Genomic DNA, 13,498 nt, shown 5'->3' with positions numbered 1-13,498 from the left:
GAGACGCCCAGCCGTTCAAGGCGGGCCGCGGTCACCGCACCCACGCATGCCGGCACCACATCATGCTCGAACGCGGCGAGGACCTGGTCGGCCAGCCCGGCCTGGGTGGCCATCGACAGCAGGCTCGCCACGGCCGGGGCACTGGTGAACACGACACAGTCCACCGTGCGCGCGACGATGCCCTCGATGACCCGTTCCAGCGGCGCGACGTCTTCCGGCAGCACCCACCGGTAGACCGGAACGGGCACGACCTCCGCGCCGGCCGCCTCCAACGCGTCGGTGAAGTCCGGCAGCGGCTCTCCGTGCAGCTGCACGGCCACCCGTTTCCCGGTCAAGTCCAGTTTCAGCAGGTAGTCCAGCACCTCCGCCGACGATTCCGACGCCGGCGCCCAGTCATCCACCAGTCCGGCCGCCCGGATCGCGCCCCGCGCCTTCGGACCACGGGCCAGCAAGGTCGCGGCGCCGAGCCGGGACAACAGCGCCTCGCCGAGGTCCCAGCCGTCCGCAGCCTCCATCCAGCCCCGGAAGCCGATGCCGGTGGTGGCGACGGCGATGTCCGGCGGCCTCTGCACGCAGGTCCGGGTCGCCTCGAGCAGTTCCCCGTCGTCGTCCAGCGGCACGATCCGGATGGCAGGTCCCTGGATCACCCGGGCACCCCGCCGTTCCAGCAGGGCGCCCAGTTCCTCTCGGCGACGGGCGGCGGTCAGCGCGACCGTGAAGCCCTGCAACGGCAACGCGGTGGCCGAGCCGATGCCCGTGCTCTCGTCGCCGGGGAACGGGCCGTCCGCCGCCCGCGTCGCCGCACCCGGCTGGGTGGGCAGCGCGGCCGTCACGTCACCACCACCTCGACCCGCCCGCCCCGCACACGGGCTTCGTAGACCTCGACGGTGGCCTCGGGATCGTCCAGGCACACGCCGGTACGCAGATCGAAGACCTCCTTGTGCATCGGCGACGCGACGGTCGGGGCATCGCCACGGGACCCGACGATGCCCCGGGACAGCACATACGCGCCGGAGAACGGGTCACGGTTGGAGATGGCGTAGACGTCGCCGTCGAACGTGCGGATCAGCGCCAGTTGAACTCCCTCGACCAGAGCTGCCGCCCCGCGTTCGGGCAGCAGCGCGTCATACGCACAGACGTCCACCCATTCCTTGCGTCCTGCAGGTCGAGGGTCCCGGGCGTCACCGTGCAGAACGCTGTCGACTGCCAGGGTGTCGATTGTCGTCATCGGCGTACCACCTCAAGTTCGGGGCCGGCGATGGGAACCGGGCCACTGTCGGTTGTCGGGTCGGCCGGGCGGATCTGGTCCCGTTCGGTGACGAACTGGATGCTCGGATCCGGCACGTCGGGCGCGTTGACGAACGAGACGAACCGGCTGAGCTTGTCCTCGTCATCCAGGACCGCCGCCCACTCGTCCGCGTAGGCCTCCACGTGCCTCTCCATTGCGGCGTCGAGGTCGGCACAGATCCCGAGCTCGTCGTCGACGATCACCCGACGCACGTACTCCAGGCCGTCGCCGTGCTCCTCGTTGAGCGACTCCAGCCACGCCGCCGTGCGCTGCAACCGGTCCGCCGTGCGGATGTAGAACATCAGGAACCGGTCGATGGTGCGGACCAGATCCTCGGTGGACAGGTCGACGGCGAACTGCTTGGCGTGGCGTGGGTTGAAGCCCCCGTTGCCACCGAGATACAGGTTCCAGCCGTTCTCGCTGGCGATGATGCCGAAGTCCTTGCTGCGTGCCTCGGCGCATTCCCGGGCGCAGCCGGAGACTCCGGACTTGAGCTTGTGCGGGGAGCGCAGCCCGCGGTAGCGCAGCTCCAGCATGATCGCCAGCGAGGTGGAGTCCTGCACCCCGTACCGGCACCACGTCGAGCCGACGCAGGACTTCACTGTCCGCAGCGCCTTGCCGTACGCGTGCCCGGATTCGAATCCAGCATCCACCAGCCGCTTCCAGATCGCCGGAAGCTGGTCCACCCGGGCGCCGAACAGGTCGATCCGCTGGCCGCCGGTGATCTTCGTATACAGACCGAAGTCCCGGGCCACCTCGCCGATCACGATCAGTTTCTCCGGTGTCAGCTCACCGCCCGGCACCCGGGGCACCACCGAGTAGGTGCCGTTGCGCTGCAGATTCGCCAGGAAATGGTCGTTGGTGTCCTGTAGCGCAGCCTGCTCGCCGTCCAGGACATGCCCGGAGTCGAGGCTGGCCAGAATCGAGGCGACCGCCGGCTTGCAGATGTCGCAGCCCCTGCCCGTCCCGTGGCGGGCGATGATCTCTGAGAACGTACGCAGCCCGGTCACCCGGATCACGTCGAACAGCTCCGCCCGGCTGAGCTCGAAGTGCTCGCAGAGCGCGGTGCTCACCTCGACACCGGACTGCGCTATCAGGGTCTTGATCAGCGGCACGCAGCTCCCGCAGACCGTACCGGCCTTGGTGCATGCCTTGACCGACGCGACGTCGCAGCATCCCTCGTCGCTGATAGCACCGCGGATCCGGCCCGCGCTGACGTTCTGGCACGAGCACACCTGCGCCGCGTCGTCCAGGCTCGACGTGGCCGGCCCCACCATCAGCACCTGCTCGGGCGTGTCCGGCAACGGTTGACCCACCATGGTCCGCAGCGCCGCATACGCCGACGCGTCGCCCACCAGGACGCCGCCCAGCATCGTGGACGCGTCGTCGGTGACCACCAGCTTCTTGTAGATCCCGGCAACCGGGTCCGCGTAGACGACCTCCAACGCGCCTGGCGTCGCAGCATGCGCGTCGCCGAAACTGGCCACGTCGACGCCGAGCAGCTTGAGCTTGGTGGACATGTCCGCTTCGGCGAAAGCCGCGTCGCCCTCGACGAGCCGGTCCGCGACCACCTCGGCCATCTCGTAGCCCGGCGCCACCAGCCCGTAGATCTTCCCGCAGGCCAGCGCGCACTCGCCGATCGCCCACACGGCCGGGTCCGACGTCCGGCAGCCCTCGTCGACGACGATGCCGCCACGTTCCCCGACCTGAATGCCGCTCTCCCGAGCCAGTTGGTCTCGCGGGCGGATCCCGGCGGAGAACACCACCATCCCGACGTCCAGCGGCTCCGCGTCGGCGAACGTCATCCGCAGCCTGCCGTCGTCCAGAGCCTCGATCGTCTGGGTGGCCGTGCCGGTGTGGATACCCAGCCCCAGCTCCTCCACCTTGCGCCGCAGCATCTCCCCGCCGCCCTGGTCCACCTGGGCCGGCATCAGCCGGGGCGCGAACTCGACGACGTGCGTCTCGACCCCCAGGGAGCGCAGCGCGTTGGCGGCCTCCAGCCCGAGCAGGCCTCCGCCGATGACAGCGCCGGCACCGGCGGTCCCGGCCCGCTCACGGATCGCGTCCAGGTCCTCGATGGTCCGGTAGACGAAACAGCCGTCGAGGTCGGCGCCCGGGATCGGCGGCACGAACGGCGACGACCCGGTGGCCAGCACCAGGGCGTCGTAGCCGACGGTACGTCCGGACGCCGTCGTCACCGTCTTCGCGTCCCGGTCGATCGACACCGCCGACTCGCCCAGGTGCAGCACGCAGTGCTCGTCGTCGTAGCAGCCTTCCGGCACCACGCTGAGCTCCTCGGCGCTGGTCCCGGTCAGGTACGACGTCAGTGCCACCCGGTCATAGGCGGGCCTCGGCTCCTCGCCGACGACGGTGATCTGCCAGGTGTGCCGCAGGTCGCGTTCCTGGACGGCCTCCACCAGCCGCTGGCCCACCATCCCGTTGCCGACCACCACCAACCGGCGCTGCGGCTGACTCGTCATGACAGGCTCCTCGCTCTCGCCGGACTCGTCGGCCCGGATCATGTCTGCGTCGCTCACGCCGGCACCTCCACGAGATTCGCGTCCACATCGTCAGGCCGGTCGGGGACGGAGAGAGCGTCGTCAGCTCCATCACCGTCGCCGGCCGTACGGTCGGCGCTGGTGGCCGCGGCGACGATCCCGACGACGTCGTCCCGGCAGCCGCCGCACCCGGTGGTCGCCCGGGTGCACATCGCCACCTCGGCCACGGTGCCGGCGCCGTCGGCGCACGCGTGCCTGATCTGGCCGGCGGTCACCGTGTTGCACCGGCAGACCAGGTCGTCGTCGGCCAGGTCGGCGGGAGCCGTGTTCAGCCCGGCGTCCGCGATACCGGGGAAGATCAGCGCGCGCCGGTCGGCAGGCGCCAGCGCCACCCGGTCGAACAGTTGCGTGACCGTGCCGACCGTCTCGGCGCCGCCCAGCATGATCGCACCGGTGACCCGATCGTTGCGGATGACCAGCTTCTGGTAGGTGCCGCGGATCGGGTCGGCGAACCGGAGCACCTCGACCCGGTCGGCCGCGCGGGCGCCGTTGCGGGCAACACCGGCCACGCTGCCCTCGGCCACGTCGTCGACGTCCGTCTCGCCCATCGCCGCTAGGTCGATGTCCTGCGCTTTCAGCCTGGTGACCAGCCGCGAACCGGAGTAGACCGAGCCGCCGCCGGTCAGCGTGTCGGCCAGCACCCCCGCTTGCTCCCATGCCGGCGCGACCAGACCGTAGACCTGTCCGTCGTACTGGGCGCACTCGCCGATGGCATGGATCCGCGGGTCGGAGACCGACGTCATCCGCTCGTTGACGACGACGCCCCTCTCGACGGCCAACTTCGCCGCCCGCGCCAGGCCGGTGTTCGGCCGTACTCCACAGGCGACGATCAGCAGGTCCGCGGCGATCCGGGTGCCATCGTCCAGCACCACCACCCGTTGCCCGGCGACCTCGTCGTAGGCACGGACCTGGGCCTCGAGCCGGACCTGCACCCCGAGCGAGCGCAGCGTCCCGGCCAGTACCCGGCCGGCCTCGGCGTCCAGCTGGCGCTCCATCAGGCGGTCGACGGCGTGCACGACCTCGACCTCGACGCCCCGCCCGGCCAGGCCGCGTGCGGCCTCCAGGCCGAGCAGCCCGCCACCGAGGACCACGACCCGGCGGATGCCGCCGGCCGCCTCGTCCGCACCGCGGTCGACGCGGTCCATAATGGCGCGGCAGTCCTGCAGCGTACGGAAGACGGCAACGTCCCGGTCGAGCTCGTCACCGTCGACGGCACCCTCGATCGGCGGCACCCAGGCCCGGCTTCCGGTGGCCAGAACCAGATGGTCGTAGCCGATGTACTCGCCCTGGTCGGTCAGGATGCGCTGCCGCTTACGGTCGATGTGCTCGACCGCGACGCCGAGCCGCAGGTCCACGTCCTCCGCCGCGTACCACGCCGAGGGCACCATCTCGACGTCGGTCGGCGTGAGCTTCCCCGCCAGCACGGAGGAGAGCAGCACCCTGTTGTATGCGGCGTCCGGTTCCGCGCCGATCACGGTCACGTCGAACCGACGCTCCCGGTCACGGGCCCGCAGCTCCTGTACGAACCGGGTACCGGCCATCCCGTGACCAACCACCACCACCCGTTCGGCCCCGTGCCGCCGGGCTTGCTCCTCGCGGTGTGCCATGACGCTTCCCTCCTCACGCCTGACCTGCTACGACAGCGCCGCTTGGCTCCATTGCCGGTTGGCTGTCCACACGCTCCAGCTGGACCGCGCAGACCTTGAACTCGGGCATCTTCGACGTCGGGTCCAGCGCAGCGTTCGTGACCCGGTTGATCGCCTGCTCGCCGCCCCAGTGGAACGGCATGAACACGGTGTCCGCGCGGATGGCGGTGGTCAGCCGCGCCTTCCCGACGGCGTCGCCGCGCCGGCTGACGATCCGGACCAGGTCGCCGTTGGCCATACCGTGGCGTGCGGCCAGGTCGGGGTGGATATCCACGTACGGCTCAGCCGCCGCATCGGTGAGCGCCGGCACCCGGCGGGTCTGCGCTCCGCTCTGGTAGTGCTGCAGGATCCGGCCCGTGGTGAGGTAGACCGGGTAGTCAGTGTCGACCTCCTCGGCGATCGCGCGATGGTCGACGGCGACCAAGCGGGCCCGCCCGTCGGGCGTCGGGAACATGCCGTCAGTGAACAGCCGGGACCGTCCTGGGGCGTCCTCGGACGGGCACGGCCAGAACACGCCGTCCTCGGAGTCGATCCGCTCCCACGTGATACCCGAGTAGTCGGCCACACCACCGGCGCTGGCCCGGCGCAGCTCGTCGAAGACGACGCGCGGGTCGGCCGAGAAGCCGTCCGCTCGCCCGAGCCGCGCAGCCAGGTCGGCCATCACCTCGAGCTCGGTGCGCACGCCGGGAGGCGGCTGCACCGCTGCGCGCCGGCGGATCACCCGCCCTTCCAGGTTGGTCATGGTGCCGTCTTCCTCTGCCCATTGAGTGACCGGGAGAACGACGTCGGCGAGGGCGGCGGTCTCGGACATGAACAGGTCGCAGACGACGAGCTGATCCAGCGCCGCCAGCCGGTCGGCGACCCGGTGGCTCCGCGGCGACGACACGACCAGGTTGGAACCGTGGACCAGCAGCGAGCGTGGTCCGTGCTCGGTGCCGAGGCTCTCGATCAGCTCGAACGCCGACCGGCCCGGACCGGGCAACGTCTCCGGCGGCACACCCCAGACCCCGGCGACGTGCGCCCGGGCGGCCGGATCGTCGATCTTGCGGTACCCGGGCAGCTGATCCGCCTTCTGGCCGTGTTCGCGACCGCCTTGGCCGTTGCCTTGTCCGGTGATGCAGCCGTAACCGCTGTGCGGGCGGCCGGGCAACCCCAGGGCGAGGCTCAGGTTGATCAACGCGGTGACCGTGTCGGTGCCTTTGCTGTGCTGTTCCGCGCCTCGCGCGGTCAGCACGACGGCGCCGCGTCCCGCGCGCCCGGTGGCGAGCGCCCGCACTGTCGCCCGCTGAGCGGCGACGGGGACCCCGGTGACGCGCTCCACGCGCTCCGGCCACCACTGGGTGGCCACCCGCCACACGTCGTCGAAGCCGGTCGTCCGGGACGTGATGTAGTCCCGGTCGACGTGCCCATCGGCGACGACGATGTGCAGCAGTCCCAGCGCCAACGCCAGGTCCGTTCCGGGCATGAGCTGGAGGTGAAGGGTGGCCTGGTCAGCGGTGGCGGTCCGGCGCGGGTCAGCGACGATCACGTCGCCGCCGGCGTCCCGGACGGCGTTCAGGTGCTGCATGAAAGGCGGCATCGTCTCCGCCACGTTGCCGCCCATGACGAGCACGGCCCCGCTCTCGGCGAGGTCCGGAAGCGGGAACGGCAGGCCACGGTCGATGCCGAACGCCCGGTTCGACGCGGCCGCCGCCGAGGACATGCAGTACCGGCCGTTGTAGTCGATGTTGCTGGTGCGCAGCGCGACCCGGGCGAACTTGCCGAGCTGGTAGGCCTTCTCGTTGGTGAGCCCGCCGCCTCCGAACACGGCCACGGCGTCGTTCCCGTGCTTCGCCTGAGTCGACCGGATGCCGTCCGCTACGACATCCAGTGCGACGTCCCAGGACACCTCCCGAAACGGCTCCGAACGACTGTCGCGGATCATCGGACTGGTCAGCCGCCGCGGTGAGCGGAGCAGGTCGGCGGAGGTCCACCCCTTCTGGCACAGCCCGCCCCGGTTGGTCGGGAAGTCCAGCGGCGCCACCTCGACAGACGACTCGCCGCCGTCGACCGTGAGCGACATTCCACACTGCAGCGCGCAGTAGGCACAATGCGTCTCGACGGCTCCGTTCTGGAGCCGGGCGTCGACGACGGGTGTCTCTGCGGCCATGTTTGCGATGGTGTGAGCTGCGGATTTCCCATCGACGTCGGTCATGTTTCCGGAGCGATAAATGCCCTGCACGGTGATCATCTCCCTCGGGTGAGACGGATGGCGTGCGTAATGTCCGCGTATTCGGCCCGCGTGGCGCCGCCCGACCCGGGCTGGAGTGCAGGACTCTCGGGAACAGGATCTGGAGGCTCAAGCCCAGCCGGGCCCCAGACCGACCGGACCTGACCCCGCCCACGCAACCCAGTGCCTCCAGATCCTGCTCCCGGGAGTCCGGAACGACCCTCCCGACAATCCGGACCGCCCTCCCGACAGTCCGGAACGACCCTCCCGGGTGGTCGGTCCAACACTCAGATGTCCACCGTGGACAGGTTGGGCGCCCGCTGGATCATGAAGGACCGCCGCATGTAGTGCCACCAGGCCAGCACGACGCAGGTCACGTAGAAGCCGAGGAAGAGGACGAACGCGGTGGCGATCGCGTCCGCCGGCACGCCGTCGTCGTAGATCAGCCCGAGAACCCCGAAGGTGGCGGTGATGATGAAGCCGCCGAAGGCTCCGACAGCTGACGACAGGCCGATCACCGCGGCCGCTTCGGTGCGGCCCCTGGCCAGGGCGGCCTCATGCCCCTCGCCGGATGTCTCCGCATCGAGCAGAGCCTGCTTCTGAAAGATCATCGGGATCATGCGGTACGTGGAACCGTTGCCGATCCCGGTGGTGAGAAAGACGAACAGGAACGAGCCGAGGAAGAGCGGCCACGACTCCGCGTTCACCGCGAGGATGACGGCGACGGTGCCCGCGCCCATGGCGACGAAGTTCCACACGGTGACCCGTGCACCTCCGAGCCGGTCGGAGAGCCAGCCACCGAACGGCCGCGCGACCGATCCGATCAAGGCGCCAAGGAAGGCATAGTTCGCGATGCTGACCTCCGGGAACTGCAGGCCGATGAGCAACGGGAACGCCGAGGCGTAGCCGATGAACGAGCCGAAGGTGCCGATGTAGAGCCAGGACATGATCCAGGTGTGCTTGTGCCGGATCACCTTGATCTGCTCACTGAAACCGGCCAGTGAGACCGTCAGGTTGTTCATGAAGAACCACGCGCACGCAGCCGACACCAGCCCGAGCAAGGCCCAGACATACCCGGCACGGGCCAGATCGACGCCGCCGCTGGCGGCGGCCACCAAGCCGAACATCCCGCCCGCGCCGACGATCACCGGTAGTGCGAGCTGGATGACGCTGACGCCGATGTTGCCACCGGCGGCGTTCATCCCGAGCGCGAAGCCCTTCTTACGGTCGGGATAGAAGTAGGTGATGTTGGTCATGCTGGACGCGAAGTTGCCGCCGCCGACGCCCGCAGTGGCGGCGATGAGCAGGAACACCCAGTACGGCGTGGACGGGTTGCTGACGGCCACCGACAGCAGGATGGTGGGGATCAGCAACAGCAGGCCGCTGACCACCGTCCAGTTCCGTCCACCGAATTTGGGCACGGCGAACGTATACGGCACCCGCAGGATCGCGCCTACACAGTTCGGCACCGCCACCAGGAAGAACATCTGGGCGGCGCTGAAGCCGAAGCCGTAGTGCGCGACGAGCAGGGCCGAGGAGATGCTCCACAGAGACCAGACCGAGAAGGCCACGTTCTCGCCGAAGATCGAGAAGATCAAGTTCCGGCGGGCCACCTTCTTCCCGGTGCGCTCCCAGAACTCCTCGTCTTCCGGGTCCCAGTGGTCGATCCAGCCACGGCCCCGCGCCGAAGGCGCGGTCACCTGTTCACGTACGAGAGTTTGCGCCATCGTCGCCTCCGCTACTTCAAGGTCGAGCGGTACCGACACCACTGCTGGCGGCGACAGTGCCTACCGTGGCCCCGGTGGGGGTGATGCCACACGACGGTAGGGACACGGCGTTACATCGCCGTCGCATAGATGACGCGCATGTGTCAACGTCTCCTCACCCAGGAGCGGTCAGTCCTGTGAGGACGTGCTCGACCTGCGTGTTCCGTCTTTCCTGGCTCCACACTGACCCATATTTCCTCAATGTTCATTGACTCAAAGTTGACTGAGTCATATTCGTCGTACAGGATCGTGCCCGTGACTGATTCGACGCCGGCCCCATCTAACGATTCCGCCCCACTCGGACGGCGGCTGTTCGCGGAGTTCCTTGGCGCTGGCCTGCTCGTGGCCGTGGTGGTCGGCTCGGGAATCGCCGCACAGCGGCTGTCCCCGGACGATGTGGGCCTGCAACTGCTGCAGAACAGCACAGCGACAGCGTTCGGCCTGGCCGTGCTGATTCTGGTGCTGGGTCCGGTCTCCGGCGCGCATTTCAATCCAGTGGTCTCACTGGTCGACTGGCACCTCGGCCGGCGGACCGGCACCGGACCGACACTCTCCGACACCGCCGCCTATGTCGTCGCGCAATGCGCCGGCGGCGTCGGTGGGGCCGTGCTGGCCAACGTGATGTTCGACGCGCCGACGGAGTTCGCTGGCACCGACCGCGTCAGCGCCGGCCACCTGGTCGGGGAGGTCACCGCGACGGCAGGCCTTGTCTTGGTGATCTTCGCGCTGGTCCGTACGCAAAGGCTGCCGCTGGTGGCGCCGGCCGTGGGAGCGTACATCGGGGCCGCCTATTGGTTCACCAGCTCCACATCGTTCGCCAACCCCGCTGTCACTGTCGGACGGATGTTCTCCGACACGTTCGCCGGGATCGCTCCCGGCTCCGCGCCGGCGTTCGTCGTCATGCAACTGCTCGGCGCTGCCATCGGCCTCGCGGCCGTCCTCATCCTGTACCCCGGCACGACCCGCAAGGCGGACGAGAACGCCGCCGCCGAGCCCGCTGTCACGTCCGAGCGCATGTGACTCGGACCGGCCACAGAACGAGAGGTCTTCCCCATGCACATAGTCATCATCGGTGGCAGCGACGCCGGCATTAGCGCAGCGCTTCGCGCACGCGAGCTGGATCCGTCCGCAGAGGTCACCGTGGTCGTCGCCGACGCCTACCCCAACTTCTCGATCTGCGGCATCCCTTACTACATCTCGGGCGAGGTCACGCACTGGCGCAACCTGGCTCACCGTTCGCACCAGGAGCTGGAAGCCACCGGAATGCGGCTGCGTCTGGACACCCGCGCGACCGCCATCGATGTCCCAGGGCAGCGTGTCGCCCTGCAAGGACCAGACGGCACGACGTCATGGCTCGACTATGACGAGCTGGTCGTGGGCACAGGCGCCGTTCCGGTCCGGCCGCCCATCGCGGGACTCGACCGCCTCGGGCACGACGATGGCGTGCACCTTCTGCATTCCATGGGCGACACCTTCGACCTGGCAGAGACGCTCGACCGGCGGCGACCGCAGTCCGCACTGATCATCGGCGCCGGCTACATAGGCCTGGAGATGGCCGAAGGCCTGACCGCACGAGGCGTGCAGGTCACCCAGGTCGAGATGCTGCCCGAGGTTCTCCCCACCGTCGATGCCGAGTTGGGTGCGCTGATCCGCGAAGAGCTCGTCAAACACGGCCTCTCGGTGCACACGGGGACGACGGTGACCAGTATCAGCCGAGGCTCGGGCCGGGACAGCTCACTGCTGGTCGAAGGCGTCGGACCGGACGACGCACCGCTGACCTGGGACGTCGATCTGGTTCTAGCCGTGGCCGGAGTCCGCCCGGACACCGATCTGCTGACGGCGGCCGGCGCGCAGACAGGACCCCGCGACGCCGTGGCCGTGGACGAGAGCATGGCCACTGGACTCCCACATGTGTGGGCAGCGGGCGACTGCGTGGCCACCCACCACCGCCTGATGGGCCTCACCTACCTGCCACTGGGCACCACCGCCCACAAGCAGGGGCGCGTCGCGGGAGAGAATGCCCTCGGCGGGCGTGCGCGCTTCGCGGGCAGCCTCGGAACGCAGGTCGTGAAGGTCTTCGACCTCGTGGCCTCACGCACCGGGCTACGCGACCATGAGGCTCATCGGGCCGGTTTCACGCCGGCCACCAGCCACGCCACCCCAGACGACCACAAGGCCTACTACCCCGGTGCGCAACCCATCTCGATCCGGGTCACCGGGGACACCGGCACGGGGCGGTTGCTCGGTGCGCAGCTGGTCGGCCCGCTTGGCACCGAGACGGCCAAACGGGTCGACACGTATGCTACCGCCCTGTTCCATGGCATGACCGTCGATGCGATGGCCGAGCTCGATCTCTCGTATACGCCGCCGCTGGGCTCACCGTGGGACGCGGTTCAGATGGCCGCGCAGGCGTGGGTCCGCGACCATCTCTTGGGAACGGAACGGCTCACGTTGGAGGCCGCACGGACGTCGTGAGGTGACGTCCCCGTGGGGCGCGCCGGCTGCGAGATGAGCACTTCTTCCGGGTGACATCAGTCATTCCCCGCAAAGCGAGCTGAACTGGTGTTTCTTTGGTTACCGTTACTGACTGTGGACCACGTGAACCGACCGAGCACGGGCGGAGACCCCGACCCTGCACACGACAACACCGAAGAGCGCCCCGCGCTGCCATCCGCGTCGCCACCTCCCCCTCAGCCAACCGATGTGACGCGGAAGGCGACCGGTGGACCTGCCGCACGCCGGCCGGGGCACTTGCGCGAGCGAGCACGCCGGGTGGTCGCTGACTCCCGGCCACCCACAGTGCCGTTCGCGCTCCCCCGTACGTACAGTGGACTGACCGCCGAGGTGGAACGGTCCGTCCTGGATCTCGTCCTCCGCACGGGCGAGGCATTGATCACGACGGGAGCGCCGGTCGCCGACACGACGGCCGCGCTGCTACGGCTGGCCGCCGGGTTCGGCGTCACAGCATGCCACATCGATATCACGTTCATCTCCATCACGGCTTCCATCGACCGTGATGACGATCCCATCACCAAGGTCCGCGTGATCAACGTGCGCACCGCCGACTACAGCCGGCTCGCCGACCTGCTGGAGCTGGTTGACGCGGCGGGCAAGGGAAAGATCGACCTGGCGGAGGCGCACAAGCGCCTCGACGACATCGTCGCGGCACCGCACCCGTACCGGCGTTGGGTGGTGACGGCGGCAATCGGCGCGATGGCCGCCAGCGTCGCGGTGCTCCTCAACGGGTCATGGCTGGTGGCGCTGATCGCCGGGGCGACCACCACCATCATCGACCGCGCCTTGCGCTGGCTGCGGCATCACGGGCTTCCCTACATGTTCCAGCAGGCGGTCGGCGCGGGCTTCGCCACGGCGGTGGCACTGTTCCTGCACTGGGGACGCAGTGAGTTCGGCTGGCGGGAAGATCTCATCACCCCGTCGCTGGTGGTGGCCGCCGGGATCGTCGTCCTGCTCGCCGGGCTGTCTCTGGTCGGTGCCGCGGAGGACGCCATCTCCGGATACCCGCTCACGGCCGCCGCTCGCTCATTCGAGGTGATCCTTTACACCACGGGGATCGTCATCGGCGTCGGCTTCGCCCTCGACATCGGCCAGCGGATCGGTGTGCCGCTGACGGTCTCCGACCATTCGGCACTCTCCACCCCGTTCGCGGTGCAGCTCATCGCCGGGGGCGTGATCGCCGGCTCATGGGGCCTCGCGTCGTACAGCCCGATCCGCACGGTTCTGGTCGCGGCCGCCGCCGGTGTCGTCTCGGCAGGGGTGCTCCTGCTCTTCCGAGACCTCGGGCTCGGCCCAGCGACAGCATCATTCATAGCGGCGCTCGTTGTCGGTCTGCTGGCCGGCGGGGTGGCGGAACGGTTCGGAGCTCCGGCGCTCGTCGTGTCCGTCTGCGGCATCACCCCGTTGTTGCCTGGGCTGCTCATCTACCAGGCGATGTTCACGACCGTAGACGCCGACGACTTCCTCACCGGCGCTTCCATGCTGCTCAACGCGGTGGGCATCGGGTTGTCATTGGC

9 protein-coding genes are annotated in these 13,498 nt (G+C 69.2%); 3 read left to right on the top strand and 6 right to left on the bottom strand.

From position 1 onward, the window contains the following. From ELR45_RS40890 to ELR45_RS14125, 6 genes are all read right to left on the bottom strand, one after another. Positions 1–752 (bottom strand): uroporphyrinogen-III synthase (locus tag ELR45_RS40890; protein WP_420813884.1); only part of this gene is annotated, 752 nt, incomplete at its 3' end. Between the two features lie 77 nt (positions 753–829). Continuing rightward, the gene (gene nirD / locus ELR45_RS14145; RefSeq protein ID WP_129666979.1) at positions 830–1,228 is read right to left on the bottom strand and encodes a nitrite reductase small subunit NirD; all 399 of its coding nucleotides are present in this window, start codon (positions 1,226–1,228) and stop codon (positions 830–832) included. Beyond that, positions 1,225–3,768 carry a nitrite reductase large subunit NirB gene (gene nirB / locus ELR45_RS14140; RefSeq protein WP_129667109.1) on the bottom strand — a complete coding sequence of 848 codons (2,544 nt, stop codon included), beginning with the start codon at positions 3,766–3,768 and terminating at the stop codon, positions 1,225–1,227. Before nirB ends, nirD begins: the two co-directional genes overlap by 4 nt. 53 nt (positions 3,769–3,821) lie before the next feature. After that, on the bottom strand, positions 3,822–5,453 hold the full coding sequence (locus ELR45_RS14135; protein WP_129666978.1) for an FAD-dependent oxidoreductase: 1,632 nt from the start codon (positions 5,451–5,453) through the stop codon (positions 3,822–3,824). A 13-nt stretch (positions 5,454–5,466) separates the two neighbouring features. Beyond that, complete coding sequence (locus tag ELR45_RS14130) at positions 5,467–7,641, bottom strand: molybdopterin oxidoreductase family protein (protein ID WP_129666977.1); 2,175 nt, start codon at positions 7,639–7,641, stop codon at positions 5,467–5,469. A gap of 347 nt (positions 7,642–7,988) precedes the next feature. Continuing rightward, complete coding sequence (locus tag ELR45_RS14125; RefSeq protein ID WP_129666976.1) at positions 7,989–9,428, bottom strand: MFS transporter; 1,440 nt, start codon at positions 9,426–9,428, stop codon at positions 7,989–7,991. A gap of 294 nt (positions 9,429–9,722) precedes the next feature. On the opposite strand from ELR45_RS14125, the gene ELR45_RS14120 reads away from it, so the two are divergent. The 3 genes from ELR45_RS14120 to ELR45_RS14110 form a co-directional block, all read left to right on the top strand. Further along, positions 9,723–10,487 (top strand): aquaporin, encoded by a 765-nt coding sequence (locus ELR45_RS14120; protein WP_205856577.1) that lies wholly within the window; start codon positions 9,723–9,725, stop codon positions 10,485–10,487. A gap of 33 nt (positions 10,488–10,520) precedes the next feature. Continuing rightward, positions 10,521–11,942, top strand: a complete 1,422-nt coding sequence (locus tag ELR45_RS14115) for an FAD-dependent oxidoreductase (protein WP_129666974.1) — start codon at positions 10,521–10,523, stop codon at positions 11,940–11,942. A gap of 297 nt (positions 11,943–12,239) precedes the next feature. Then, a partial coding sequence (locus tag ELR45_RS14110) for a threonine/serine exporter family protein (protein WP_165367766.1) occupies positions 12,240–13,498 on the top strand: 1,259 nt, incomplete at its 3' end.

Origin of the sequence: Phytoactinopolyspora endophytica (genome assembly GCF_004138495.1) — a bacterium.
GTDB classification, from domain to species: Bacteria; Actinomycetota; Actinomycetes; order Jiangellales; family Jiangellaceae; genus Phytoactinopolyspora; species Phytoactinopolyspora endophytica.
Note: the sequence above shows the minus strand (reverse complement) of the source record. Positions and strands in the feature narration are given on the sequence as shown.

Coding starts and splice junctions, on each gene's coding strand:
- nirD (WP_129666979.1), bottom strand. CDS start 1,228: ATGACGACAATCGACACCCTGGCAGTCGACAGCGTTCTGCACGGTGAC.
- nirB (WP_129667109.1), bottom strand. CDS start 3,768: ATGACGAGTCAGCCGCAGCGCCGGTTGGTGGTGGTCGGCAACGGGATG.
- ELR45_RS14135 (WP_129666978.1), bottom strand. CDS start 5,453: ATGGCACACCGCGAGGAGCAAGCCCGGCGGCACGGGGCCGAACGGGTG.
- ELR45_RS14130 (WP_129666977.1), bottom strand. CDS start 7,641: ATGGCCGCAGAGACACCCGTCGTCGACGCCCGGCTCCAGAACGGAGCC.
- ELR45_RS14125 (WP_129666976.1), bottom strand. CDS start 9,428: ATGGCGCAAACTCTCGTACGTGAACAGGTGACCGCGCCTTCGGCGCGG.
- ELR45_RS14115 (WP_129666974.1), top strand. CDS start 10,521: ATGCACATAGTCATCATCGGTGGCAGCGACGCCGGCATTAGCGCAGCG.